Raw genomic sequence first — 25330 nt, forward strand, 5'->3', positions numbered from 1 at the left:
ACCCCAAAGTGGTCAAATGGGCACGCGTGCCCCCGATAGATATGAAACGCGGTCGTACGTCAGGAGATCTTGGCGGTCATGGTCAGGTTGCTCTGATCGATCTCGGTCGTCCGGGCGGTGAACTTGAACGTCCACTCCCCCGCCTGCGGCAGCGCGATGTCACCGATGGCGTGGAAGTCGGTGATCCGCAGCAGCGGGATCTCGATCGCCTCGATGCCCTTGGCCGGCAGCGACGCGGTCGCCTTCCACTCGACGACCGGCAGCGGCTTGCTGTCGAGCGTGTAGGCGTACAGATGAATCGAATTGTTTCCGACCTTGGCCGGGAAGACGCTGACCTGCAGCGACATGTTCTGGCTGGTGAGCGTCTCGGAGATCGTGCTCGGGGTGCTGGTGCCGACCTCGGCGGCCTGCACGGTCCTCGGCGGCGGCTCCTGGACCAGGAACGACGTCACCCCGAGGATCACCGCGATGATCGCCAGCTCGGCCATCACGATCTTGCGCAGCGGGCCGGGCGAATCCTCGGCCGCACGCGAGTTGACCAGCTTGCGGGAGAAGGCCGCGATGCCGATCACCACGGCCGCGAGACCGATCTTGGCGAGGATCATCCGGCCGTACGTGCTGTTGATCAGGCCATCGATGTTGGACACCTCGATCAGCGACTGCACCACGCCCGCGAAGATCAGCGCGCCGACCGCGGCCATCGCCCAGCGCGACCAGATCGGCAGGATCGCGCCGAGTTCGCGGCCGTTGGCGCGGGGCAGCAGGAAGCCGAGCAGCATCACCAGACCACCCACCCAGACGGCCACCGCGCCCAGGTGCAGGGCATCGATCACGACCGACACCCCGGCCACCGGGGAGGCCGTCGGGTGACCGGTCAGCGGCCACGTCGCCAGGGCCGCCACGCCCAGCACGCCGAGCAGCGCCAGGTCGAGCCGTGACTCGCCGCCGCCGGGACCGGTGAGCAGCGGGCGCAGCAGGAAGGCGGCGGCCGTGACCACGCCGAGACGGACCAGCATGACCGCCCCGAAGGTGCTGCCGAGCACCGTCCGGATGTCGTCCACGGTCACGTCGAACAGGCCGGAGCCGAGCGTGTACGGCGCCTGCAGCCACAGCCCGAGCAGGGTGCTGCCGACGACCAGTCCGATGCCGGTCCAGATCAGCCGGCCGGGTCCGCGCCGGTCCAGCCGGTGCGGCCACAGCAGCGCCAGGACCAGCACCGGGCCGACCAGGAGGATGAGTCCGGCGTACCCCAGATATTTTCCGACCGGGATCAGCGCCTTGACCACCGGGTCGACCGTGACGTCGGCCTCGGAGTCCGCCGACGGCGGCGTCGACGCCGCACCGACCGAGTACGTGATCGTGCCGGCCACCGGGTGGCTGTCCGCCGAGGTGACCCGGTAGCTGACCAGGTAGGTCCCGCGACCGCCGCCGGTGCGCAGCGGGATCGTCACCTCGGAGCCGCTGACCGTCGGCTCGCCCTGATCGGCACGGGAGCCGTCGGGCGCCAGCACGCGAATCTTGCCGGCGATGAGCTGGACCGACTCGCTGAAGGTCAGGGTCACCCGGTTCGGGGCGTCCGGCACCACCGAGCCGTTGGCCGGGTCGCTGGCCGTCAGGGCGGCGTGTGCACTGGCAGGAGCCGAGGTCAGCAGCGACCCGAAAACTCCGAACAGCAGCGCGACCAGCACAGTTGTCACCCGGCGGCGGTCCACGGTCATGACTGGCATCCCGCCATGGTTCCAGATCCTCGATCGAGGCGGCTGAGCGCGTACCATAACGCCTCGTGACGGCAGGTGACGGAGAAACGGACGAGACCACCGCACTGGCCTTGGCGGCCCGCGACGGTGACCGGGCGGCACAGGCCGCGTTCGTGCGCGCCACCCAGACGGAGGTCTGGCGGTTCACCGCCGCGCTGGTCGACCCGGGCGCTGCCGACGACCTGACCCAGGAGACCTTCCTGCGGGCGTTCCGGGCACTCGACACCTTCGCGGGACGCTCGAGCGTACGCACCTGGCTGCTCGGCATCGCCCGTCGCACCTGCGCCGACCACCTGCGCTCGGTGGTGCGCCGCCGGCGGCTCGACACCCGGCTCGCCGTGCAGGCCCTCACCGAGGCGCCCGTTCCCGATCCGGCACATCGGCTCAGCAGCGCCGACCTGCTCGGCCGGCTCAGTGAGGAGCGGCGCACCGCGTTCCTGCTGACCCAGGTGCTCGGGCTGTCTTACGCGGAGGCCGCCGAGGTCGAGGAGGTCCCGGTCGGCACGATCCGCTCCCGGGTGGCCCGTGCCCGCGACGAACTCATCACCGCGGTGGCACAGGCCCGGGCGAGTTAGGACTTCCGGCCCTTTCCTCCTCACACCCACGAGTCAGAATTGTCGGGAACCGGAACACGACGGACGCCGACCAACAAGGTGTGACCATGGAAACCGCACGGCAGAGCCGGATGCCGGCCGCCTGGCCGTGGATCTCCACGGTGGCCCGGCTCGGCCTGGCCGCGGTCTGGCTGATCGCCGGCGGCCTCAAGGTCGGTGACCTCGCCGCGTCAGCCCGCGCCGTCAACGCCTATCAGCTGATGTCCTACGACACCGCCAAGGTCGTCGGGGCCGTTCAGCCGTTCCTGGAGATCGCGATCGGACTGCTCCTGCTGTCCGGCCTCGCGACCCGGCTGACCGCCGCCATCTCCGCGATCCTCATGGTGATCTTCATCGCCGGCATCTCCTGGGCGTGGGCCGAGGGACTGCGGATCGACTGCGGCTGCTTCAGCGACGGCGGCGAACTGGGCGCCGGCGAGACCACCGCGTACGGCGTCGACATCCTGCGTGACGTGGTGTTCGTGGCACTCTCCGGACTCCTGGTGTGGCGGCCCCGGACCCGGTTCTCACTCGACGGTCTTCTCCTGGGGGAACGATGAGCAAGGGCAAGGACCGCGCCGCCCTGGCGCGGCAGGTCGTCGCCGACCAGAAGGCGGCCGAACGGCGCCGCGCCGTGACGCTGTGGACCTCCGTGGCGGTGGTCCTGGTCCTCTTCGTGGCCGGCCTGATCGGCTACACCACCCTTACCGGGCAGGACGAGGGCGAACTCGTCGTCCCGAGCGCGGCCGTCGACGACGGCTCAGCGTTCGCCGTCGGCAGCGGACCGGTCACGGTCGACGTCTACGAGGACTTCATGTGCCCGGCGTGCGGCAACTTCGAGCAGACCACCGGGCCTGCCCTCAAGCAGCTCGCCGGCGAGGGCCGGATCACCCTACGATTCCATCCCGTGGCGATCCTGGACCGGTTCTCGAAGGGCGCCGAGTACTCCACCCGGGCCGCCGCCGCATCCGCGGCCGCCGGACAGGCCGGCAAGTTCACCGAGTTCCACGACGCCCTCTACGCCAACCGGCCCGAGGAGAACACCACCGGCCTCACCGACGCGAAGATGATCGAGCTGGCCGCCTCGGCCGGGCTGACCGACGCCACTTTCGTCGACGCGGTCAACGAGGGAACGTACAAGGCATGGGCGACACAGGTCACCGAGAAGTTCTCCGCGAAGGGCTTCAGCGGCACACCGACCATCACGGTGAACGGCGAGCAGGTCACCGATCCCACGGCCGAGACCGTCACCCAGGCCATCGAAAAGGCCACCGGGTGAGACGGCTCCTCAACGCGCTCCTCGCGGTGGCCGGCGCGATCCTCGTGCCGGCCACCCCCGCGTTCGCGCACGCCGGGGACACCACCTCGGTCAGCGACTACCGGGTTACCGTCACCGGGCTAAGCAACCCGATGGACGGCGTCACCGTCCGGGTCGTCGAGGGCGGCGCGCGCCTCGAACTGCGCAACGACAGCGGACGGGCCGTCGAGATCCTCGGCTACTCCGGCGAGCCCTATCTCGAGGTACGTCCGGACGGCACCTACGAGAACACCGCCTCGCCCGCGACGTACCTCAATGAGACCCTGACCGGCGAGGCCACCGTCCCACCCGCCGCCGATCCGACCACCGCGCCCACCTGGCGCAAGATCTCCGGCGACACCGGGGTCCGCTGGCACGACCAGCGCACCCGATGGACCGAGGCCGCCCTGCCCGCCGAAGTCACCGCCGCACCCGACCGGCCGCACCGCCTCCGCGAATGGAGCGTGCCGCTGCGCGACCAGGTGCGCACGTTCGAGATCCAGGGCACGCTCGACTACGAGCCGCCCCCGGCGGCCTGGGCCTGGTGGTCCGGCGCGGCGCTGCTGGGCCTCGCCGTCGTCTTTCTCGCACGGCGGTGGTCCCGGTCGGCCGGTCCGCTCGCGCTCTTCGGCGGCCTCATGACCATGGCGTACGTGGTGACGAGCGCCCTGGACGGCGCGGGCTGGGCCGGCGTCCCGATTCTGGCGGCGCTGCTCGCCTGCGCGGCCGCCTGGCGCCACCCGCCGTTCTATCTGACGCTGGCCGGGTTCGTGCTGGCCGCCTTCGCCGGATTCGGAGGCGCCGACGTGTTCTTCGCCTCCGTGGTCCCCTCCGCCGGCCCCGGATGGTTCCCCCGGGCCGCGGTCGCGGTCGCCGTCGGAGTGGGCAGCGGCCTGGCGGTCACCGGAGTTCTCCGGCTCCGCGCCGCCCTGCCCGACCCCGTTCCGGCCTGAAATTCTCTTCAGACTCCCGCGATGTCGTCCACGTTCACGTTGACGGCCAGCACGTTCAGGCCGTAACCCTGAAGGGCCGCGGTGACCGCCTGCTGGACCGCGGCGGTGACCTCGGCCACCACCCGGCCGGCCTCCAGGACCAGCACCACGCTGACCGTCACATCGCTGCCGGTCACCTTCGCCGACACGCCGCGGCTCGCGTCGCCGACCGTGTCGAGGCCGACCTTGTCGAGAACGCTGTTGAAGAAGCGGGCCACGTCACCGCCCAGCTCCGCGACACCCGGCACGGCCTTCGCTGCCGCAACGGTGATCTTCTCGACGACCTCGCTGGAGACGGTGGTGGTGCCCGCCTGGGTCGTGGGGTCCGTAGCCTCGCTCATCGCGCTGATCTCCACTCTCGACGCCTGTGCCGCGCAGCGTACTTCCGCACGGTGCGACCGTGCCATCCCGGTCCGGGCCGGGAGAATCACGCGGAGGCTGGTACTCGGTGCGCAGAACGTCCTGCCGAATGGTGCCGTTTCCGTTCCCGACCGGCATTCCGGGATTCACTTCCGCCCCACCGGAATGGCCACGGAAACGGATTCCACAGGTGTCAATAATTGGCACAGCCGACCCCGGCCACGCATCGTCACCAATTGCTAACGTTCAGTCATTGCAATTGTTCGAGGAGGAGCGATGGACCATTACGGCGACGAACTCACCCTCCGGCTCTCCGGGATAGCCGACACCAGGCTCCTCGACGACGACGCCGCCCTCACCCGCTTCATGCGCGACCTGGTCACCCGCATCGGCATGACCGTCATCGCCGGGCCCCTGGTCGCCACCGAGCACGGCCCGCCCCAGAAAGCGGGGAAATCCGCCGTCGTCATCCTCGCCGAATCGCACGCCGCCATGCACACGTACCCACACCTACGGGAGATCTTCGTCAACATCTTCTCCTGCAAACCGTTCCGCGAAGAGGACGTGCTCAGCGAATTCCACCGCCTCGTCGGCGACTACGAGATCACCGAACGCACCTTCACCAGGCGCGGCGAGGAATGGCCCCGCGACCTCACCGCGGCACGACGCCTGTGGAGCGCGCAACGGATTCCCGGCTGATCCGCACTAGGGTCGGTTCCATGACAGACAACGTGCGTCTCAGCGCCGGCGACGCCGCGCCCGACTTCACCCTGCCCACCGACACCGGCGACAGCCTCACCCTCTCCGACCTGCGCGGGCGCAAGGTCGTGCTGTACGCATACCCGGCCGCCATGACGCCCGGCTGCACCAAGCAGGCCTGCGACTTCCGCGACTCGCTCGCCTCACTGCAGGCCGCCGGATACGAGGTCGTCGGCATCTCCCCCGACAAGCCGGCCAAGCTCGCCAAGTTCCGCGAGCACGACGCCATCACGTTCCCGCTGGTCAGCGACGAGGACAAGAGCACACTCACGACCTACGGCGCCTTCGGCGAGAAGCAGCTGTACGGCAAGACCGTCACCGGCGTGATCCGCTCCACCTTCGTCATCGACGAGAAGGGCGTCATCGAGCGCGCCCTCTACAACGTCAAGGCCACCGGGCACGTCGCCAAACTGCGCCGCGACCTCGGTCTCGACTGAGTTCCCGTCCCGCTGATCGGAAAAGTCAGCGGAAAAGCCCTAACTCCGGGCGACACCGGCCGATGGTGAGGACGATTCGCAATCCTTTCCGGCCCGGCGAATCCCGGATCTCACGGCGGCCGTCATGCGGTACCAACCCGCAAGGCGGCCGCCGTGCACGGTTTCCGGCTCTCCTTGCGCACACCCGCAACCCGGCAGGGGCAATCGACGGCCACCGAGAGACCATCAAAGGCACCGACCGTTTAGACTGCTGCCAACGAGTTGCCCCGACGGGCAAACGGGCGGAAGTGGCGTAACGGCAGCCGCGCCGGGTTTAGGTCCCGGTGTCCGAGAGGGCGTAGGGGTTCGAATCCCCTCTTCCGCACCACACTCTTCACCCTCGAGCGTGGTGACTTGCGGCCCGCATACGGGCACAGATCACCACATCCAGCGGGGCGCACTCTTGCGTGGCGACCTACGCCCACCCGCGAACCGCAACTCACCACACGCAGGCGCGAACCCGGCTGCGTGGCGACCTACGCCCACCCACGAACCGCAACTCACCACACGCAGGCGCGAACCCGGCTGCGTGGCGACCTACACCCACCCGCGAACCGCAACTCACCACACGCAGGCGCGAACCCGGCTGCGTGGCGACCTACACCCATCCGCGAACCGCAACTCACCACACGCAGGCGCGAACCCGCCTACGTGGTGACCTACGCCAACCCACGAACCGCAACTCACCACACGCGATGGCGGGTCGGCGTCAGCAGGAGGGGGCGGCCGGTTCGGCGGCGGCCAGGTCGACGGCAGGCTGATCGGCCGGGGTGTCGGCGGTGGCCGCGGTGGTCGACTCGGTCAGTGGGGCCGCCGTGGAGGCCGAGGGGGACGGCGCGGAGGGCTTGGCCTTGGCGGCGGCAGAGGTGCTGGGCTTGGCGGCGGGGTTCTTGGCCTTCTGGGTGGTGGTGACGGTCGTGGAGCCGCCGGTCATGCGGGTGCCGGTCTTCTGGACGGTGCCGGGGGACATCTTGATGCCGGTGACGGTGGTCGTGTTGCCGTACACATCGGTGATTTTGATCTTGTAAGGTCCCGGGCCCGCACCGGCGTCGATGAGCCAGTAGTTGTAGTCGGTGCGGTTGGCGGTCTTGAAGCTGCCGCTGCCGCTGGCCACCTTCACGGAGGAGAGCAGGTTCGCGTGGTTGTCGATGCGGGCCGCGAACCAGTACCGCGACGCGCCCTCCTTGATGCGCACGCTGATGGGCGCGGGGGTGGCGGGGTTGGTGACCAGCTTGTACTTGATCGGGATGATGCCGTCGATCTCGTTGCCGATCTTCTTGAACGCGGTACGGCTCAGATCGAGGTGGCCGGCGGGGCATTCGGGGCAGGAGTCGAAGACCTTGACGCGGACCTTGCCCTTGGGGCCGGTGACGTCGAGGTAGGCGCCGCAGGAAGCGCCTGACGAGTACTGCGACGGGCCGAGGGCGACGTAGAGGTCGTCGGCGGGAACCTCGAACGAGCAGTTGCCGGAAGTTCCGGCCAGGTCGTAGAAGGTGGCCTTGCCGGTTTTCTGGGTGGTGCTCGGTGGCGCGGCGCAGGCCGCCCCGCTGTCGTGCAGGAGCATGGCGACGCCGAGGATGCCGGCGATGACGGCGGCGCCGCCGGCGGCGAGCCATCGGACACTGAAGCGGGGTCGATGAGCACTCACGACCTGGCATCCTGCTCGCCGGGGGTCGCCGGGGGCAAATCTTCTAAGACACTCCTAAGGCGCTGTCACTCCTGCGTGTGGTCCAGGAGGGTGACGGGGTCGTCGATGCGGATGCGGGCGTTCTGGCCGGCGGGCAGTTCGGGGAGCAGGTTGACGGCGAACAGGAGCTTGTTGCCGATTCGGCGGTGACGGCCGAGGACGTGCAGCGGCTGGCGGCCGGTCTCGCCGGTCTCCTGGTCGATGGTGGTGACGAGGCATCGGCCGCAGGGCTGGGCGACGTGGAAGGTGACGTCGCCGATGCGGAGGCGGTGGCCGAGCCAGTCGTCCTCGGCCCAGGCGGGTGCGCCGGTGAGGACGAGGTTGGGGCGGAAGCGGTGGATGGGTACGGGTTCGTCGCCGCTTTCGGCGAGCCAGTCGTTGACGGCGTCGAGGGAGGCGGCGCCGGCGAGGGAGACCGGGTAGCCGTCGGCGAGGTTGCCGCCGTCGTCGGGCCGCCGGGTTCCGCTGATGGGGCGGGTGGTGGGATCGGGCTGCCAGATCAGGCGTGCGTCGCGGCCGAGGAGGGCGGACACCCAGGCGGTGTCGGCGATGCGGACGGGCAACGGTCCGAAGGAGCGGAAGATCCGTACCTGGATCTCGGGGCCGTCTACCGGCTCGGGCAGATCTATCTCGGACATTCCCGGGGCGCTGAGGCGGAGGCCACCGGGGCGTGGCCGGGCGGTGAGGCGGGTGAGTCCGGTGGCTTCGCGCTGGGTGATGCCGATGCCGTCGGAGTCGACGATCATCCAGCGGCGGTCGCCGGTGAGGCCCCACGGCTCGACCGTGACCTCGCTGTGGTCGAGGCGGTGGCAGCCCTTGACCGGGTAGGTGTGCAGCGAGGTGATCCGCATCCGGTAAGCGTTGCACACGGGGTATCGGCTGGCACTGACGATCGACTACGCTCACGCCCTCCACTTGATCAATTGCGCTCCTCAGGAGAGTTCATATGACCCAGACGGCCCACGGCGTGGCCCTGAAGCAGACCGGCGTCACCTATCTGCTGTGGTTCTTCTTCGGCTGGCTGGGCGTGCACCAGTTCTACCTGGGCAAGACCGGCCGCGGCATTCTGTACCTGCTGACGGTCGGCGTGTTCGGCATCGGCGTGCTGATCGACCTGTTCACCATTCCGGCGCAGGTACGCGCGGTGAACGCGCAGCGCGTGGCCGGCGTGGCCTGATTCCACAGCCGACTTCCCGACGGCCCGGACCTCTTTGGTCCGGGCCGTCTGCTGTGTACGGACCTAGCCTGGACGGATGATCGCGAGGATGTGGCGAGGCTGGGTGGCGACCGATCGGGTCGCGGAGTACGTGGCGTACATCGAGCGGACGGGGCTGGCCGGTTACCGGGCGACGCCGGGGAACCTGGGTGCGCAGATGTGGACCCGGGATCTGGGTGACGGCCGGGCCGAGGTGACGACTCTGAGCTGGTGGGAATCGCTGGAGGTGATTCGCGGTTTCGCCGGTGACGACATCGGGCGGGCGGTGTTCTATCCGGAGGACGACGATTTCCTGCTCGACCGGGAGACTACGGTGACCCATCACGAGGTGGTGGCCCGATAGCCCGCAGAGATGGCATGCTGGCTTTCTGAAAGATTTTATGCATAAGCTGCTGTAGTGAATGACGGAGCGGTCAAAGCGGCCGGCCACGTCCTGGATCTCTTTCAGGGCGCGCGCCTCACCCCCACGCAGCGGCGCATCGCGCACAGCCTGGTCGAACACGCGGCGAAGGCGGCCTATCTGTCCGCCGCCGAGGTGGCCGAGCTGGCGGGGGTGAGCCAGCCGTCGGTGACGCGGTTCGCGATGGCGCTCGGCTACGCGGGCTATCCGGCGCTGCGGCGGGAGCTGCGGGCGCTCACCGCGGACGCGCCGGCCGAGCCGGCCGAACAGAACGCGATGCAGAGTGCGGTGCACGGTGAAACGGAGCACCTGCGGCGCCTCGAGGATCAACTTCAAGATCTTGATGCGGTACGCCGGGCCGCCGCGCTGTTGAGCGGCGGTCGCCCGCTTCCGGTCCTGGGCCTGCGCGCCGCGGCTCCGCTCGCGGCGTACTTCGGGTATTTCGCCGCCAAGGTGTTCCCGGACGTGCGGGTGCTCGACGGTGGCGGGACGAGTCTGCTGGACCGGCTCGATCAGGCCCACGCGGACGGCGCCGGTGCGATGCTGGCCATCGTGCTCCCCCGTTATCCGCGCGAGTCGGTGGAGGCCGTCCGCGAGGCGAAGGCGGCCGGCCTGTCGGTGGTCGCGATCACCGACTCGGCGGTCAGCCCGGTGGCCGAGCACGCCGACGTGGTGCTGCCCGCCGCGGTGGGTACACAGCTCGTCTTCGACCTGCACACCGGCCCGATGGCGATGGCCATGGTGCTGCTGCAGGCGATGTGTGACGCGGCCCCGGAACCGGTGCAGCGGCGTCTCGAGGAGTTCGAGGCCACCGCCGCCCGCCGGCACATTTTCATGGCCTGAGGGAGGAACGATGTCGGAGATCCGGGCGCCGCGCGGTACGGCGTACACCGCGAAGGGGTGGCCGCAGGAGGCCGCCAAGCGGATGCTGATGAACAACCTGGACCCGGACGTGGCCGAGCGGCCGCAGGACCTGGTGGTCTACGGCGGGACGGGCAAGGCGGCGCGGGACTGGCGGTCGTTCCACGCGATCGTGCGCGAGCTGGACGAGCTGAAGGACGACGAGACGCTGCTGGTGCAGTCCGGCAAGCCGGTCGGTGTGCTGCGCACCCACGAGTGGGCGCCGCGCGTGCTGATCGCTAACTCGAACCTGGTCGGCGACTGGGCGACCTGGCCGGAGTTCCGGCGGCTGGAGCAGCTGGGACTGACCATGTACGGCCAGATGACGGCCGGTTCGTGGATCTACATCGGCACGCAGGGCATCCTGCAGGGCACCTACGAGACGTTCGCCGCGGTGGCCGCGAAGAAGTACGGCGGTGACCTGGCCGGAACCCTGACTCTGACCGGCGGCTGCGGCGGCATGGGCGGCGCGCAGCCGCTGGCTGTGACGATGAACGGCGGCGTCTGCCTGATCGTGGACGTGGACCGGACCCGGCTGCAGCGCCGCGTCGACACCCGCTACCTCGACGTGATCGCCGCCGACCTCGACGACGCCGTCGCGCGGGCGCTCCAGGCGAAGTCCGACCGGTCGGCGATCTCCATCGGTGTGGTCGGCAACGCGGCCGAGGTCTTCCCGGAGCTGCTGCGCCGCGGCGTCGCGATCGACATCGTCACCGACCAGACCAGCGCGCACGACCCGCTCAGCTACCTGCCGGTCGGCGTCGAACTGGACGACATGGCCGAGTACGCGCGGACCAAGCCGGAGGAGTTCACCGACCGGTCCCGCGACAGCATGGCCCGGCAGGTCGAGGCGATGGTCGGGTTCCAGGACGCGGGCGCCGAGGTGTTCGACTACGGCAATTCGATCCGTGGCGAGGCGAAACTGGCCGGCTACGAGCGGGCGTTCGACTTCCCGGGGTTCGTCCCGGCGTACATCCGCCCTCTCTTCGCCGAAGGCAAGGGCCCGTTCCGGTGGGCCGCGCTCTCCGGTGATCCGGCCGACATCGCCGCCACCGACCGGGCCGTGCTCGACCTGTTCCCGGAGAACGAGCCGCTGGCCCGGTGGATCCGGATGGCCGGGGAGCGGGTCGCGTTCCAGGGCCTGCCGTCGCGGATCTGCTGGCTCGGGTACGGCGAGCGGGACAAGGCCGGGGTCCGGTTCAACGACATGGTGGCGCGTGGGGAGGTGTCCGCGCCGATCGTGATCGGCCGGGACCATCTGGACGCCGGTTCGGTGGCGTCGCCGTACCGGGAGACCGAGGCGATGCTCGACGGCTCCGATGCGATCGCCGACTGGCCGCTGCTGAACGCGCTGGTCAACACCGCGTCCGGGGCGAGCTGGGTGTCGATCCACCACGGTGGCGGGGTGGGCATCGGGCGCAGCATCCACGCCGGCCAGGTGTGTGTGGCCGACGGGACGGCGCTGGCCGGGCAGAAGATCGAGCGGGTGCTCACCAACGACCCGGCGATGGGTGTGCTGCGGCACGTCGACGCCGGGTACGAGTCGCACTCGGCCGGCGGCGTCCAGATCCCGATGAACCGATGACTCTCGATGCGGGCATGACCGAGTTCGCCAAGCTGTGGGCCGAGATCGCACCGATCGGGCGGGCGGACAGCGGGGGCTACCTGCGGTTCGCCCTGACCGAGCCGGAGCTGACGCTGCGGGACTGGTTCCGGGCGCAGGCGTCGGCGCGGGACATGCTCGTGACCGAGGACGGCAACGGCAACCTGTTCGCTTGGCGGGGTGAGCCGTGGGCGCCGGGGACCGTGCTGACCGGGTCGCATTTCGACTCAGTGCCGCACGGGGGCGGTTACGACGGGCCGCTGGGCATCGTGAGTGCCTTTCTGGCGGCGGATCGTCTTGAGAAAAGCCGGAGGATCGGTATCGCGGCCTTCGTTGAGGAAGAGGGCGGTCGTTTCGGCGTACCCTGCCTCGGATCCAGGCTTTTGACCGGTTTCATCAAGCCAGACCAGGCCGCCGCGCTCAGGGACCGGGACGGGATCTCGTTCGAGGAAGCACTGGGTGCGCGGCCGGCCGGCCCCGAGCCGCGAATCGAACAAATCGCCGCGCTCGTGGAGCTGCATATCGAGCAGGGCCGCGCACTGGAGACGCCGGTCGGGGTGGCGAGCGCGATCTGGCCGCACGGCCGCTGGCGGATGGACTTCACCGGCGTCGGCGACCACGCGGGCACGACCCGGATGACCGACCGGCGTGACCCGATGCTGACGTTCGCGTTCACCGTGCTGGCCGCCAACAAGGAGGCCCGGCTGAGCGGCGCGCACGCCACCATGGGACGCGTCCAGGTCGAGCCGAACGCCACCAACGCCATCCCGTCGCTGGTCCGCGGCTGGCTCGACGCGCGGGCGGCGGACACCGCCACCCTCGATCGGGTCGTCGACGAGATCGTGCGTAAATCCACCGAGCGAGCCGGCCGCGACGGCACCGCGCTGGCCGTGACCGCCGAGTCGGTGACCGGGGAGGTCGCCTTCCACGAGGAGCTGGCCCGGCGGATCTCGAGCCTGCTCGGTGACGCGCCGATCCTGCCGACCGGGGCCGGTCACGACGCGGGGGTGATGTCCGCGCACGTGCCGACCGCGATGCTGTTCGTCCGCAACCCGACCGGCGTCTCGCACTCCCCCGCCGAGCACGCCTCCGACGCCGACTGCGAGGCCGGGATCGAAGCCCTGGCCAAGGTGCTGGAGGACCTCACATGAGGTCCGTCTTCCACGCGCGGCACGCCTGGCTCTCCTCTTCTCCCGGCTCTCCCGGCTCTCCCGGCTCTCCCGGCGTGACCGCTTCCTCCGGCGAAATCGCCGAGAATGTTCGGATCGAGATCGAGAACGGGCGGTTCGCGGCGATCATTCCGGATGCTCCGGCCGACGGCGAGTCGCTGCCGGGGCTGGTGCTGCCCGGACTGGCGAACGCGCACTCGCACGCCTTCCACCGGGCGCTGCGCGGCCGTACGCACAGCGGGCGGGGCAGCTTCTGGACGTGGCGCGACCAGATGTACGAAAAAGCGGCGACCCTCGACCCCGACGGGTACCAGGCGCTGGCGCGGGCCGTCTACGCCGAGATGGCGCTGGCCGGGATCACCTGCGTCGGCGAGTTCCACTACCTGCACCACGCGCCCGGCGGCGTCCGGTACGACGACCCGAACGCGATGGGCGCGGCGCTCATCCAGGCCGCCGACGAGGCCGGTATCCGCATCACGCTGCTGGACGCGGTCTACCTGACCGCCGGCGTCGACGGGGCACCGCTGCAGGGCGTGCAGGAACGGTTCGGTGACGGCGACGTGCTGCGCTGGGCCGACCGGGTGGCGTCGCTGCGCGCGGCACCGCACGCCGTAGTAGGAGCTGCCATTCATTCGGTACGCGCGGTGCCCGCCGGCCAGCTCGCGGCGCTGGCCGGCCGTGACCCGCTGCACGTACACCTCTCGGAACAGCGCGCCGAGAACGAGCAGTGCCGGGCCGTGCACGGCTGCACCCCTGCCGAGCTGCTCGAACGACACGGCATTCTCGGGCCCGGCACGACCGCCGTACACGCCACCCACCTCACCGACGGTGACGTGAAACTGCTCGGCGACAGCCGTACCGGGGTGTGCTTCTGCCCGACCACCGAACGCGACCTGGCCGACGGCATCGGACCGGCCCGGCGGCTCGCCGACGCGGGCTCCCCGCTCAGCCTGGGCAGCGACAGCAACGCGGTGATCGACCCGTTCGAGGAACTCCGCGGCCTGGAGATGAACGAGCGGCTGGCCAGCGAGACCCGCGGCCACTTCCCGGCCGCCTCGCTCGTCGCGGCGGCGGCCAACCACGCCGCCCTGGGCTGGGACGACGCCGGTGCGATCGCCGTCGGCAAGCGCGCCGACCTGGTCGCGGTGTCGCTCTCCAGCGTGCGGACCATCGGCGTACACCCCGGCCAGGCCGTTTTCGCGGCCACCGGCGCCGACGTCACACATGTCATCTCCGGCGGCCGGCGGATCGTCGCCGACGGCCGGCACACCCTGGTCGACGTTCCCCGCGAACTGGCGAAGGTCCTGTCATGAGCCTCCTTGTCACCAACATCGGTGAGCTGTTCACGAACGATCCCGGACTCGGGATCGTGCACGACGTGGCGCTCGTCGTCGACGACGACCGGATCGCCTGGATCGGGCCCGCCTCGACCGCGCCCGACGCCGACTCGCTGCTCGACGCCGACGGGGCGGCCGTGCTGCCCGGCTTCGTCGACAGCCACGCCCACCTGATCTTCGCGGGCGACCGGGCGGCCGAGTTCGGGGCGCGGATGGCCGGTCAGCCCTACACGGGCGGCGGCATCCGGACCACGGTCGCCGCGACGCGGGCCGCCTCCGACGAGGAGCTGCGCCGCAATGCGCGGCGCCTGGTGGGCGAGGCGCTGCGGCAGGGCACGACCACGATCGAGATCAAATCGGGGTACGGCCTGAGCGTCGCCGAAGAGGCCCGGTCCCTGCGGATCGCCGCCGAGATCGTCGAGGAGACCACCTTCCTCGGGGCGCACGTCGTGCCCGGCGAGTATTCGGATCGGCCCGACGACTACGTGGACCTGGTCTGCGGCGAGATGCTGGAGGCCGCCGCCCCGCACGCCCGATGGGTCGACGTGTTCTGTGAACGCGGCGCCTTCGACGGCGAGCAGGCCCGCGCCATCCTCACGGCCGGCGCCAAGCGCGGGCTCGGTCTGCGGTTGCACGCCAACCAGCTCGGTCACGGGCCCGGCGTGCGGCTCGCGGTCGAACTCGGTGCGGCCAGCGCCGACCACTGCACCCACCTCGACGACGCCGACGTGGACGCGCTCGCCTCGTCCGACACCGTCGCCACGCTCCTGCCCGGCGCCGAGTTCTCCACCCGGTCGCCGTATCCGGACGCGCGGCGGCTCCTGGACGCCGGAGTCAGCGTGGCGCTCGCCACCGACTGCAACCCGGGGTCGTCGTACACGTCGTCCATGCCGTTCTGTATCGCGCTGGCCGTACGCGAGATGGGTCTGACCCCGAGCGAAGCGGTCGCGGCAGCGACCGTGGGGGGCGCGACCGCCCTGCGCCGCACCGACCTGGGCCGGGTCTCGATCGGCGCCCGCGCCGACCTGATCGTCCTCGACGCGCCTTCCCACCTGCACCTGGCCTACCGGCCGGGCGTCCCCCTGATCCGTTCCGTCCTGCACAACGGGGTGCTGCAATGATCGTCACCGTCCAATCCACAGGTATCTCCGCCGCGGACGTGATCGCCGTCGCCCGCGCCGACGCTCACGTCGAGATCTCCCCCGAGGCGCTGGAGGCGATGGCCACGAGCCGGGCCATCGTCGACGGCATCGAGGCGTCCGGCCGGCCCGTTTACGGCGTGTCCACCGGCTTCGGTGCGCTCGCCAACACGTCGATCGAGCCGTCGCGCCGGGCCGAACTCCAGCACGCACTGATCCGCTCGCACGCCGCCGGCATCGGTGCGCCCATGCCGCGGGAGGTGGTGCGGGCAATGATGCTGCTGCGGGTCCGGTCGCTGGCGCTGGGCCGCTCCGGGGTCCGGCCGATCCTGGCCCAGGGCCTGGTCGACCTGCTCAACCACGACATCACGCCGTGGGTGCCGGAACACGGCTCGCTCGGCGCCTCCGGCGACCTGGCACCGCTGGCACACTGCGCGCTCGTGCTGCTCGGCGAAGGCTGGGTGCTCGCCAAGGACGGCTCCCGGATCGCCGGGTCCGAGGCGCTGCGCGGGGCTGGGCTGCGGCCGCTCGAACTGGCCGCCAAGGAGGGCCTCGCCCTGATCAACGGCACCGATGGCATGCTCGGCATGCTGCTGCTCGCGATCGCCGACGCCGGGCACCTGTTCGCCATGGCCGACGTGACCGCGGCCCTCGCCATCGAGGCGATGCTCGGCTCCGAACGGCCGTTCCTGCCCGAACTGCACGACATCCGCCCGCACCCCGGCCAGGCCGCGTCGGCCGCCAACATCCATCGGCTCCTGCAGAACTCGGCGGTCATGGACTCGCATCGGGACGACCTGGCCCACGCGGTGCAGGACGCCTACTCGATGCGTTGCGCCCCGCAGGTCGCCGGCGCCGCCCGGGACACCCTCGACTTCGTCGTCACCGTCTCCGGCCGGGAGCTCGTCTCGGTCGTCGACAACCCGGTCGTGCTGCCGGACGGCCGCGTCGAGTCGACCGGCAACTTCCACGGGGCGCCCCTCGGATTCGCCGCCGATTACCTCGCCATCGCGGCCGCCGAGGTGGGGGCGATCGCTGAACGCCGTGTCGACCGTCTGCTCGACGTGACCCGCTCCCGCGAGCTGCCGCCGTTCCTGTCGCCCGACGCCGGCGTCAACTCGGGCCTGATGATCGCCCAATACACGGCCGCCGGAATCGTCGCCGAGAACCGCCGGCTGGCCTCGCCGGCGTCGGTCGACTCGCTGCCCACCAGCGGCATGCAGGAGGACCACGTATCGATGGGCTGGGCCGCCGCCAAGAAGCTGCGCATCGTCCTGGACAACCTGACCAGCCTCCTCGCCGTCGAACTGCTCTCCGCCGTCCGGGGCCTGCAGCTGCGTGCTCCGCTCGTGCCGTCCCCGGCGGGCCGGGCGGCGGTGGCCGCCGTCGAACCGTTCGCCGGGGCACCGGGCCCGGACCTGTTCCTGGCCCCGGTCCTGGAGCAGGCTCGCTCGGTGGTCGCCGGCCCCTCGCTGCGAGCCGAGATCGAGAAAGCGGTGGGTCCGCTGCGCTGACGGCCCCAGCCCCGCTCCGCCAAGGGCCACTCCCCTCGTTCGTGCTGGCTGAACCAGCCGTCCGGTACGGCGGCGTGGCCCGACCGAGGGATCAGGGATGGCCAGCCGAAGCCGGCGGATCAGAGCAGGCGGCCCGGCCAGGCTGACTAGGCCGGGCCGGACAGGGCAGAGCAGGTCAGGCTGACTAGGCCAGGCCGGGCCGGGCCGGGCCGGGCAGGCAGGGCCGGGCAGGCAGGGCCGGGCAGGCAGGGCCGGGCAGGGCCGGGCAGAGCAGGTCAGGCTGACTAGGCCAGGCCAGGCCAGGCCGGGCCGGGCAGGCAGGGCCGGGCAGGGCAGGCAGGGCCGGGCAGGGCAGGCAGGGCCGGGCAGGGCAGGCAGGGCCGGGCAGGGCAGGGCAGGCAGGGCCGGGCAGGCATTCCGCCAACCTCAGCAGATCGGCAGGTGTGCGCCCTCGTCGCCCTTGGCCACCGCGCACCCGCCGCCAAACCGAAGAGCCGACGGCGATCTTGGGAGGTTATGGTCGCTGGGGCGGCGTAACCGCACAAGATCCCCCGCCGCTTCGCCGCTTCGCCTTCTTGGCAGCAGATCTAGTGAGATTCAGGGCGGGATGGCGGCCGAACCCCACAACATCCGCCGCACATAAGCGTCGGCGGGCGACGGCGCGGCGTGGCGACGGGCCACCGGCCAGCGACCCTCACAGATCTTGTGAGGTTTGGGCGGGACGCTTCGCCCAAACCTCACAAGATCTGTCGCTTCGGACGCGAACAGCGGGACTAACCGAGGCGAAATCCAATAAGTCTCTCTGCGACGAGCATCCGTGACGCAAGACTCCGAGAATGCCCCGTAGCCCGCCCGGGACAGCGGGGCCAGCTCGCGAGGGTATCGAGACAGACTCGGAGAGCGCCAAACCAACTCACCGAGCGCCAAGCCCAGCCGAGAGAGCGACGAGACCAGCTCGAGAAGCGTTGAGAGCAGCTCAAGAGGCGTTGAGACCAGCTCAAGAGGCGTTGAGACCAGCTCGAGAAGCCTTGAGACCAGCCCGAAAAGCGGCGAGACCAGCCCGAAAAGCGGCGAGACCAGCCCGAAAAGCGGCGAGACCCAGCTCGGGAAGCCGCGAGACCAGCGCGGAGAGCGCCAAGATGAGCCAGCAGCGCGTCGAGACCAGCGCGGAGCGCGTCGAGTGCCGACCATCTCAGGCGGGTCGGCGGCACTCGGGCTGCCTCCGCAGACAGAGTCACCAGCACATACCGCGAACCGCGAGGAATCAGGTGGCTTCCAGCGTGCGCAGCGCTGGGGACACTCGCAGCACCGCCGCTACCACCGCCACCGTGAGCAGGCCGCCACGATGATCACCGGGCGTGGACCGATCAGGGCGCCCGCGATGCCGTGGAGCAGGTTCGCTAGTTGTGGGCCGCCGAACAGCACCACCGTGAGTACCCCTTGGACGCGGCCACGGACGGCGTCGTCGGTGTGTGCCTGGGTGATCGCGTTGCGATGAGTGCTCAGGACGAAGTTGACGGCACCGCCCAGCACCAACGCCGTCAGCGCCAACGCGATGTGACTCGCCAAGCCGAGCAGGACCACCGCGAACCCCCAGGCGATCGCCGCCGCGGCCATCGTCCGGCCAGGATGGCGAGCCCGGGTGAAGGTGCCGGAGAAGAAGCCGGCCAGGAACACCCCGACCGGGTAGGCGGCGTAGAGCAGCCCGAGCATCGGACCACCACCGGCCGCGTCGCCGTAGGTGTGCCGGGCCAGCTCCGGAAAGAGCGCCACCGGCATACCGAACACCATGGCCGCTAGATCCACCGCCAGCACCGCCACCAACAGCGGACTCGCCGACAGGTAACGGAACCCGCCTACGCGCAACGCCGGACTCCGGGCTAGGCCCGACGACGCCGGATCGACAGCCCTCGGTCCTGCAGAAGCCGCCCGAGACCGGGATTTTGCAGAATCCCCGACCGGGACGACGAGTTTCACCGGGCTCCCGGCCAGAACGCTGGATTCCGCCGGACCCCCGACCGGGGCGAGGGGCTTCGTCGGACTCCCTACCGGAACGCCAGGTTCCACCACACCCACGACCGACTCAACAGATTGCGCTGGACCCCTGACCAGAACGCCAGGTTCCGCCACACCCTCGACCAAGCCGACGGGTCGCGCTGGACCCCTGACCAGGACGCTGGACTCCGCCGGACCGTCGGCTGGGGTGTGGGAACCTGGCGGCACCGCCGGCAGGCGGAACACCGCCCACAGGACCGCGAGCAGGGCGACCGCGTCGCAGAGGTAGAGCGTCTCCACGCCGGCCACCGGGATGAGCAAGCCGGCCAGGATCGGGCCGAGGATCGAGCCTCCGTAGCGGACCAGTGAGTTGAGACTGTTCGCGGCGGCCAGCAGCGAGGCTGGGACCAGGCGGGGCAGGACCGCTCCGGTGACGGTCGAGATCGCACCGAAGGTGAGGCCCTGGCCGGCCACCAGCAGTAACAGCACCGCAAGGGGACCGCCGACGGTCGCGTGCGCCCACAGGCCCAGATAAACGGCGGCCAAGGCAAGCTGGGCAGCCAGCAGGACACCACGCCGGTCACGCCGGTCGGCGAGGGCACCCGCACTGAGGGCGCCGGTGATCAGGCCGGCGAACGACGCCACGGCCGACCAGCCGATCGCGGCCGAGGAGCCGGTCGTCGCATACAGCTGGGCGGGAACCGCGACCACGCTGAGCGAGCCGCCGACCGCGGTCACCAGCGATGCAACCCACCAGCGGCGATAGGCGGGGATGCGCAGCGGGCGACGGTCGGCGAGTGCCGCCCTCACGCCGGCACCACGTCGGCCACCACCGCGGCGACGTTGTCGTCCGCCCCGGCGGCGTAGGCCAGGGCGATCAGCTCGTCGAGCACCTGCCTCGGGTCATCCGGTCCGGACAGCACCGACCACAGGTCGCCTGCCGACACGGCCGCCGCCAGGCCGTCGGAGCAGAGCAGGTAGCGGTCTCCGGCCGCCGCCTCGTGGAGGGACAGGTCGGGCTCGGCCGTCTCGGCTCCGGTCAGTGCCCGGACCAGCAGGGACCGCTGGGGATGGGCCACCGCCTCGTCCTCGGTCAGCTGCCCCTGCTCGACGAGCGACCGCACGTAGGTGTGGTCGGCGGTGATCTGACTCAGCATGCCGTCGCGCAACCGGTATGCCCGGGTGTCGCCGATGTGCGCCAGCGCCAGGCGAGAACCCGACCAGTAGAGCGCCGTCAGGGTGGTGGCCGCCTCGCCGCCCTCGATTTCACCGACCGCCCGGCCCGCGTCGCGCACCGCCTCGGCCAGGGCGCCGAGCAGGTCCTCGGCCGGCACCGGCACCGTCTCCAGTGGTTTGAGCGCCTCGACCGCGGCCGCGCTGGCCAGGTCACCGGCCCCGCCCCGCACCCCGTCGGCCACTGCCATCAGCCGTGGACCCGCATAGGCCGTGTCCTCGTTGCTGTCACGCACCGGCCCGGCCTCGGACCGTGCCGCGAACCGGATCCCCAGAGTCCCCATTGCGCTGCCCCTGCCTGAGAGATAGTCGACGAGGAAGGTGGCCAGTCGGCCGCGCTCCGCGGTCTCCGCCAGCACCCGATCCCAGTAGGCGCCGATCTGGGCCGCCTGCTCGGCCGCCGGCAGCTCGCAGACCCGCCGGATCTCGGCCAGTGGCATGCCGAGCCGACGCAACCAGGCGATCAGCCGGGCCTGTTCGAGTTGCTCCGGCGCGTAGAGGCGGTAACCGGAGGCGTCCTCGACCACGGCCGGTCTGAGCAGCCCGAGCTCGTCGTAGAGCCGCAGTGCCTTCGGCGACAGCCGGGCCGCCCGGGCGAACGCCCCGATCGTCAGCAGTGGCCGCACCGTATCTCCTCGTCCTTGTAACCGACGATGTCCCTGGAATCGACGATGTCCCTGGAACCGACGATGTCCCTGGAATCGACGATGTCCCTGGAACCGACGATCCCCCGAACCCGACGATGCCCCTGGAATCGACGATGCCCATCGGTCCCCGTGACCAGTACCGACGATGCTGGGCCTTCCCCCAGGGGCAAGGTCAACCCATCCCACCGACCGGTACGGCACGCATCCGGTAACCGAACGGCAGGGTGGTGGATCCGGTGTAGAGGACGACGCCCGCGATCAGGTCGTCGCCGAGCGGGTCGGCGATCCGGCGGATCCCGGAGAAGTAAGGCGTTCGTTCGCGACGGGTGTGCTTTCGACATGCGGCGCGGCGGGCTTACGCGAACCGAGCGGTGTCGATACGGGAGGCTGGGCTGATGATCCGACGTCACTCCGGGCTCGTCTTCGTCGAGCACTCGTTGTCCGTACCGCTGAATCATGATTTTCCGCAAGGACCGCACATCGAGATCTTCGCGCGGGAGGTGAGGGAGAACGATCCATCGGCCGAAGGCCGTCCGTTTCTGCTCTATCTGCAGGGTGGGCCGGGTAACCGGTCGCCGCGCGACCTGCCGGTGTGGCTGCGCCGGGCGACGCGGGACTATCGCGTGGTACTGCTCGACCAGCGCGGCACCGGGCTCAGCAGCCCGCTCTCCCGGCAGACCCTGGCCCGGGTAGCCGATCCGGCCGGGCACCTCACGCATTTCCGGGCCGACAGCATCGTCGCCGACGCCGAACTGCTGCGCGCGCACCTGGCCGGCGATCGGCCGTGGAGTGTGCTGGGGCAGAGCTTCGGCGGGTTCTGCGCGGTCACGTACCTCAGTTTCGCGCCGCACGGGCTCCGCGAGGTGATCATCACGGGTGGGCTGCCCGGGCTGACCGCGACGGCCGACGACGTCTACCGGGCGGCCTATCCGCGGGTGCTGGCGCACAACGAGCGGTACTTCGCGCGCTATCCGGACGACGAGGCGCTCGCCCGGCGGGTCGTCGACGCGCTGCGTGAGCAGGACGCCCGGTTGCCCGCCGGCGACCGGCTCACTCCGCGGCGGTTCCAGACGCTCGGCATCCATCTCGGCTCGAACGCCCGCTTCGATCTGTTGCACCATCTGCTCGAGGAGGCGTTCGTCGGGGACGAATTGTCGGAGATCTTCCTGCGCCGGGTGGACGCCGCGATCTCGTTCGCCGAACAGCCACTGTTCGCGGTCGTGCACGAGGCGATCTACGGGCAGGGCGCGGCCACCGGGTGGGCGGCGCACCGGGTCCGTGACGAGTTCCCGGCCTTCGACCTGGACTCCGGAGGTCCGGTCCGGTTCACCGGGGAGATGATCTATCCCTGGCTGTTCGAGGAGGATCCGGCCCTGATTCCGCTCGCCGCGGCGGCCGACCGGCTGGCCACCAAGAGCGATTGGAAGCCGTTGTACGACCCGGAGCGGCTCGCCGCCAACGAGGTGCCGGTGGCCGCCGCGATCTATTTCGGCGACATGTACGTGGACCGGGACATGTCGCTGGCCACCGCGGCCGCGATCGGCAACGTGCGGCCGTGGGTGACCAGCGAGTACGCCCACGACGGCCTGGGACGCGAGGAACGAGTCCTGGACCGTCTCCTGACGATGGTGCGGGACTAGCGGGGCAGTTCCTTGGCGATCACCTTGGCCAGCTCGCGGAACGCCTTGCCGCGGTGGCTGATGGCGTCCTTCTCGGAGGGGCTGAGCTCGGCGTTCGTACGATCTTGGCCGTCCCCGACGAAGATCGGGTCGTAACCGAAACCGCCCTCACCGCGCCGGTTGCGCAGCACCCGGCCGGTCTGACGGCCCTCGACCAGGTGCTCACGCCCGTTCGGCAGCACGAGAGCCGCCGCGCAGACGAACGCCGCACCACGGTGCTCGTCGGCCACGTCGGAGATCTGCGCCAGCATCAGGTCAAGATTGGCGTCGTCCTTGTCGTCGCCGGTCGTGCCGGACCAGCGGGCGCTGAACACGCCGGGCATGCCGTTCAGCGCGTTCACCGCGAGGCCGGAGTCGTCGGCAACCGTCGGCAGACCGGTCCGTTTGGCACCCTCACGGGCTTTGATCAGCGCGTTCTCACCGAAGGTGAGGCCGGTCTCGGGCACGTCCGGGTAACCCGGGAAGTCACCGAGGCCGACCAGCTCGATCTGGGCCACACCGAGGGCCGCGTCGAGAATGCGCTGCAGTTCGACCAACTTCTTCTTGTTGCCGGTGGCGAGAAGGAGACGGGCGCTCACGCGGCGAGGGCCTTCTGCTGCAGAGTGGCCAGTTCGGCGCATCCGAGCACACCCAGGTCGAGCATCGCGTCCAGCTGGGCCCGGCGGAACACGCCATTTTCGCCGGTGCCCTGCACCTCGACGAAGTCGCCCGCGCCGGTGCAGACCACGTTCATGTCGACCTCGGCGGTGACGTCCTCGTCGTAGTCGAGATCCAGCCGCGCCTCACCGCCGATCATGCCGACGCTGATCGCCTGGATCGAGGTGTGCAGCACCTTGTCGATCTTGCCGGCGAGCGCCTTGCGGTCGGCCAGCCAGGTGACCGCGTCGTGCAGCGCCACATAGGCACCGGTGATCGCGGCCGTGCGGGTGCCGCCGTCGGCCTGCAGGACATCACAGTCCAGGACGATCGAGTTCTCCCCGAGCGCCTTCAGGTCGATGCAGGCACGCAGGCTGCGCCCGATCAACCGGGAGATCTCCTGGGTACGCCCACCGACCTTGCCTTTGACACTCTCGCGGTCACCACGGGTGTTCGTGGCGCGCGGAAGCATCGCGTACTCGGCGGTGAGCCAGCCCAGCCCGGAGCCCTTGCGCCAGCGTGGCACCCCCTCGGTGACGCTCGCGGTGCAGAGCACGCGGGTGTTTCCGAACTCCACCAGCACCGAACCTTCGGGGTGCATGCTCCAGCGCCGGGTCAGCGTCACCGGTCGCAGCTGGTCGGCCGTACGGCCGTCGGGTCGCGCCATGCTACGTACCTTATGCGTAGCGTGCCGCGCCCGCTTCGTCCGCCCCGGATTCCCGTGCCGGGAAAGCGGTCCGCCGAGGCGCGGGCAATCCGTTGAGATACGCCGTGGACGGCACCGCCGGCCTGATCAGACCGGCGGCCGGAGCCGGATGCGCCTCGTGGGCCTGCAGGAAGCCGTCGACCGATTTCGGCCATCCATACTGCTCGGCCTGGGCTCGCGCGGAGGCCCTGCGCTCCACCCGGGGCCGTTCCAGCAGGCCGCTGACCGCGTCGGCGAACGCCTCGGGGGTGCCGGGCACGGCCACGCCACCGTTGCCGACCACCTCGGGCAGGGCGCTCTGCTCGTTCACCACCACGGGTGTACCGCAGGCCATCGCCTCCAGTGTGGCCAGGCCGAAAGTCTCGACCGGGCCCGGCGACAGTACGACGTCGGCGCTGGCCAGCAGCGCGGCGACGGCCGGCCGCTCGGAGATGTGCCCGGCGAACCGGACCGGCAGACGGGCCGCGCGGTACGCCAGCGCGGTACGCCGGGTGCCGTCACCGGCCATCACCAGTACCGCCGGCACCTTGCCGTTGCGCAGCGACGCCACCGTGTCCACGGCCAGCTCGGGCCGCTTGGCCGCGGAGAGCCGGCTGCAGTAGACCAGCAGCAGCTCGTCGGGACGCGCATACCGCGCCCGGACCGCCACGTCCATCTTGTTCGGGTTGAAGAGCTCGAGGTCGACGCCGAGCGGCACCTCGACCAGGTTCGGCGCGCCGATCCGGCGGAATTCCTCGGCGGCGAACGCGGTGGTGCAGACGATCGTGTCGAACGCCTCCGCGGTGCGCCGGTTGAACCGGTCGGCGAGGGCGTCACGTTTCGGCATGCCCCAGACGCCGAGCAGGCCGGCCAGGCTCTCGTGCGACACCATCATCGACCGGACGCCACGCTGCCTGGCCCAGTCACCGGTCCAGCGCAGAGTGGTGCGGTCGGAGACTTCGATCCGGTCGGGCTCCAGGCTGTCCAGCAGCTTGATCAGCTCGCGGCGGCCGGCGAGGACGCGGTATCCGCCGGTCCGTGGAAGCGGAGCGCTGGGCAGCGTGATGACACGGCCCTGCCTGGTCATCTTGTCCGAGTAGCGGCGGCCCGGGATGACGAGCACGGCCTCATGACCCGCGTCCTGGTAGCCGCGGCCGATGTGTCGCAGCGCGGTTCGCAGGCCACCGGTGTGAACCGTGACGAAGTTGGCCAGGCGAACGATACGCATGCAACAACTCCAAGGTCACGACTGCCGG

Annotated in this window: 24 protein-coding genes and 1 tRNA gene; 16 read left to right on the top strand and 9 right to left on the bottom strand. The window is 70.5% G+C overall.

Annotated elements, in window-relative coordinates; genetic code table 11:
* Window positions 1-59 precede the first annotated feature (59 nt).
* Window positions 60-1727: a copper resistance CopC/CopD family protein gene (locus CLV67_RS00935; RefSeq protein WP_106315211.1), complete on the bottom strand. Its 1668-nt coding sequence runs from the start codon at window positions 1725-1727 to the stop codon at window positions 60-62.
* A 56-nt stretch (window positions 1728-1783) separates the two neighbouring features.
* Between CLV67_RS00935 and CLV67_RS00940 the strand changes: the two genes are divergently transcribed.
* The 4 genes from CLV67_RS00940 to CLV67_RS00955 all read left to right on the top strand — a co-directional run bounded on the left by CLV67_RS00940 (window position 1784) and on the right by CLV67_RS00955 (window position 4600).
* The gene (locus CLV67_RS00940) at window positions 1784-2332 is read left to right on the top strand and encodes a sigma-70 family RNA polymerase sigma factor (RefSeq protein WP_106315212.1); all 549 of its coding nucleotides are present in this window, start codon (window positions 1784-1786) and stop codon (window positions 2330-2332) included.
* A gap of 86 nt (window positions 2333-2418) precedes the next feature.
* The gene (locus CLV67_RS00945; protein ID WP_239166157.1) at window positions 2419-2910 is read left to right on the top strand and encodes a DoxX family protein; all 492 of its coding nucleotides are present in this window, start codon (window positions 2419-2421) and stop codon (window positions 2908-2910) included.
* Window positions 2907-3629, top strand: a complete 723-nt coding sequence (locus CLV67_RS00950; RefSeq protein ID WP_106315213.1) for a DsbA family protein — start codon at window positions 2907-2909, stop codon at window positions 3627-3629. The genes CLV67_RS00945 and CLV67_RS00950 overlap by 4 nt, the downstream gene beginning before the upstream one ends.
* Window positions 3626-4600, top strand: coding sequence for a hypothetical protein (locus CLV67_RS00955; RefSeq protein ID WP_106315214.1), 975 nt, complete (start codon window positions 3626-3628; stop codon window positions 4598-4600). Before CLV67_RS00950 ends, CLV67_RS00955 begins: the two co-directional genes overlap by 4 nt.
* A gap of 8 nt (window positions 4601-4608) precedes the next feature.
* On the opposite strand, the gene CLV67_RS00960 is transcribed toward CLV67_RS00955, so the two are convergent.
* Complete coding sequence (locus CLV67_RS00960; protein WP_106315701.1) at window positions 4609-4980, bottom strand: Asp23/Gls24 family envelope stress response protein; 372 nt, start codon at window positions 4978-4980, stop codon at window positions 4609-4611.
* Window positions 4981-5275: 295 nt separating this feature from the next.
* Here CLV67_RS00960 and speD point away from each other — a divergent pair, with 295 nt between their 5' ends.
* From speD to CLV67_RS00975, 3 genes are all read left to right on the top strand, one after another.
* Window positions 5276-5698, top strand: coding sequence for an S-adenosylmethionine decarboxylase (speD, locus tag CLV67_RS00965; protein WP_106315215.1), 423 nt, complete (start codon window positions 5276-5278; stop codon window positions 5696-5698).
* A gap of 20 nt (window positions 5699-5718) precedes the next feature.
* Window positions 5719-6195: a thioredoxin-dependent thiol peroxidase gene (gene bcp / locus CLV67_RS00970; RefSeq protein ID WP_106315216.1), complete on the top strand. Its 477-nt coding sequence runs from the start codon at window positions 5719-5721 to the stop codon at window positions 6193-6195.
* A 281-nt stretch (window positions 6196-6476) separates the two neighbouring features.
* Window positions 6477-6562, top strand: a tRNA-Leu gene (locus tag CLV67_RS00975).
* Between the two features lie 381 nt (window positions 6563-6943).
* Here the strand turns inward: CLV67_RS00975 and CLV67_RS54135 are convergent.
* Window positions 6944-7882, bottom strand: a complete 939-nt coding sequence (locus tag CLV67_RS54135; RefSeq protein WP_275414888.1) for an expansin EXLX1 family cellulose-binding protein — start codon at window positions 7880-7882, stop codon at window positions 6944-6946.
* Between the two features lie 65 nt (window positions 7883-7947).
* Complete coding sequence (locus CLV67_RS00985; RefSeq protein ID WP_106315703.1) at window positions 7948-8772, bottom strand: MOSC domain-containing protein; 825 nt, start codon at window positions 8770-8772, stop codon at window positions 7948-7950.
* A 95-nt stretch (window positions 8773-8867) separates the two neighbouring features.
* Here CLV67_RS00985 and CLV67_RS00990 point away from each other — a divergent pair, with 95 nt between their 5' ends.
* The 8 genes from CLV67_RS00990 (at window position 8868) to hutH (ending at window position 17199) form a co-directional block, all read left to right on the top strand.
* Window positions 8868-9098: a TM2 domain-containing protein gene (locus CLV67_RS00990; RefSeq protein WP_203736960.1), complete on the top strand. Its 231-nt coding sequence runs from the start codon at window positions 8868-8870 to the stop codon at window positions 9096-9098.
* 76 nt (window positions 9099-9174) lie between these two features.
* Window positions 9175-9480: an antibiotic biosynthesis monooxygenase family protein gene (locus CLV67_RS00995; RefSeq protein WP_106315217.1), complete on the top strand. Its 306-nt coding sequence runs from the start codon at window positions 9175-9177 to the stop codon at window positions 9478-9480.
* A gap of 54 nt (window positions 9481-9534) precedes the next feature.
* On the top strand, window positions 9535-10380 hold the full coding sequence (locus CLV67_RS01000; protein ID WP_106315218.1) for a MurR/RpiR family transcriptional regulator: 846 nt from the start codon (window positions 9535-9537) through the stop codon (window positions 10378-10380).
* A 10-nt stretch (window positions 10381-10390) separates the two neighbouring features.
* Window positions 10391-12022 (top strand): urocanate hydratase, encoded by a 1632-nt coding sequence (gene hutU / locus CLV67_RS01005; protein ID WP_106315219.1) that lies wholly within the window; start codon window positions 10391-10393, stop codon window positions 12020-12022.
* Window positions 12019-13191, top strand: a complete 1173-nt coding sequence (locus CLV67_RS01010) for an allantoate amidohydrolase (RefSeq protein ID WP_106315220.1) — start codon at window positions 12019-12021, stop codon at window positions 13189-13191. Before hutU ends, CLV67_RS01010 begins: the two co-directional genes overlap by 4 nt.
* On the top strand, window positions 13188-14522 hold the full coding sequence (locus tag CLV67_RS01015; protein ID WP_106315221.1) for a formimidoylglutamate deiminase: 1335 nt from the start codon (window positions 13188-13190) through the stop codon (window positions 14520-14522). The genes CLV67_RS01010 and CLV67_RS01015 overlap by 4 nt, the downstream gene beginning before the upstream one ends.
* Window positions 14519-15667, top strand: a complete 1149-nt coding sequence (gene hutI, locus CLV67_RS01020; protein WP_106315222.1) for an imidazolonepropionase — start codon at window positions 14519-14521, stop codon at window positions 15665-15667. Before CLV67_RS01015 ends, hutI begins: the two co-directional genes overlap by 4 nt.
* Window positions 15664-17199, top strand: coding sequence for a histidine ammonia-lyase (gene hutH / locus CLV67_RS01025; RefSeq protein WP_106315223.1), 1536 nt, complete (start codon window positions 15664-15666; stop codon window positions 17197-17199). The genes hutI and hutH overlap by 4 nt, the downstream gene beginning before the upstream one ends.
* A 1314-nt stretch (window positions 17200-18513) precedes the next feature.
* Here hutH and CLV67_RS01030 read toward each other — a convergent pair.
* Window positions 18514-20004, bottom strand: a complete 1491-nt coding sequence (locus tag CLV67_RS01030; protein WP_106315224.1) for an MFS transporter — start codon at window positions 20002-20004, stop codon at window positions 18514-18516.
* Window positions 20001-21053 (bottom strand): MerR family transcriptional regulator, encoded by a 1053-nt coding sequence (locus tag CLV67_RS01035; RefSeq protein WP_239166156.1) that lies wholly within the window; start codon window positions 21051-21053, stop codon window positions 20001-20003. Before CLV67_RS01035 ends, CLV67_RS01030 begins: the two co-directional genes overlap by 4 nt.
* 416 nt (window positions 21054-21469) lie before the next feature.
* On the opposite strand from CLV67_RS01035, the gene CLV67_RS01045 reads away from it, so the two are divergent.
* Window positions 21470-22714 (top strand): alpha/beta fold hydrolase, encoded by a 1245-nt coding sequence (locus CLV67_RS01045; protein ID WP_106315225.1) that lies wholly within the window; start codon window positions 21470-21472, stop codon window positions 22712-22714.
* On the opposite strand, the gene rdgB is transcribed toward CLV67_RS01045, so the two are convergent.
* From rdgB to CLV67_RS01060, 3 genes are read right to left on the bottom strand one after another with little or no spacing between them, the layout of a single operon-like run.
* Window positions 22711-23331, bottom strand: coding sequence for an RdgB/HAM1 family non-canonical purine NTP pyrophosphatase (gene rdgB, locus CLV67_RS01050; RefSeq protein WP_106315226.1), 621 nt, complete (start codon window positions 23329-23331; stop codon window positions 22711-22713). The two genes, CLV67_RS01045 and rdgB, sit on opposite strands and share 4 nt — an antisense overlap.
* A complete protein-coding gene (gene rph, locus CLV67_RS01055; protein ID WP_106315227.1) occupies window positions 23328-24056 on the bottom strand; it encodes a ribonuclease PH in 729 nt (242 codons plus the stop codon). The genes rdgB and rph overlap by 4 nt, the downstream gene beginning before the upstream one ends.
* A 10-nt stretch (window positions 24057-24066) precedes the next feature.
* Window positions 24067-25302, bottom strand: coding sequence for a glycosyltransferase (locus CLV67_RS01060; RefSeq protein WP_106315228.1), 1236 nt, complete (start codon window positions 25300-25302; stop codon window positions 24067-24069).
* Window positions 25303-25330 lie beyond the last annotated feature (28 nt).

This window comes from Actinoplanes italicus, assembly GCF_003001815.1.
Classification (GTDB): Bacteria; Actinomycetota; Actinomycetes; order Mycobacteriales; family Micromonosporaceae; genus Actinoplanes; species Actinoplanes italicus.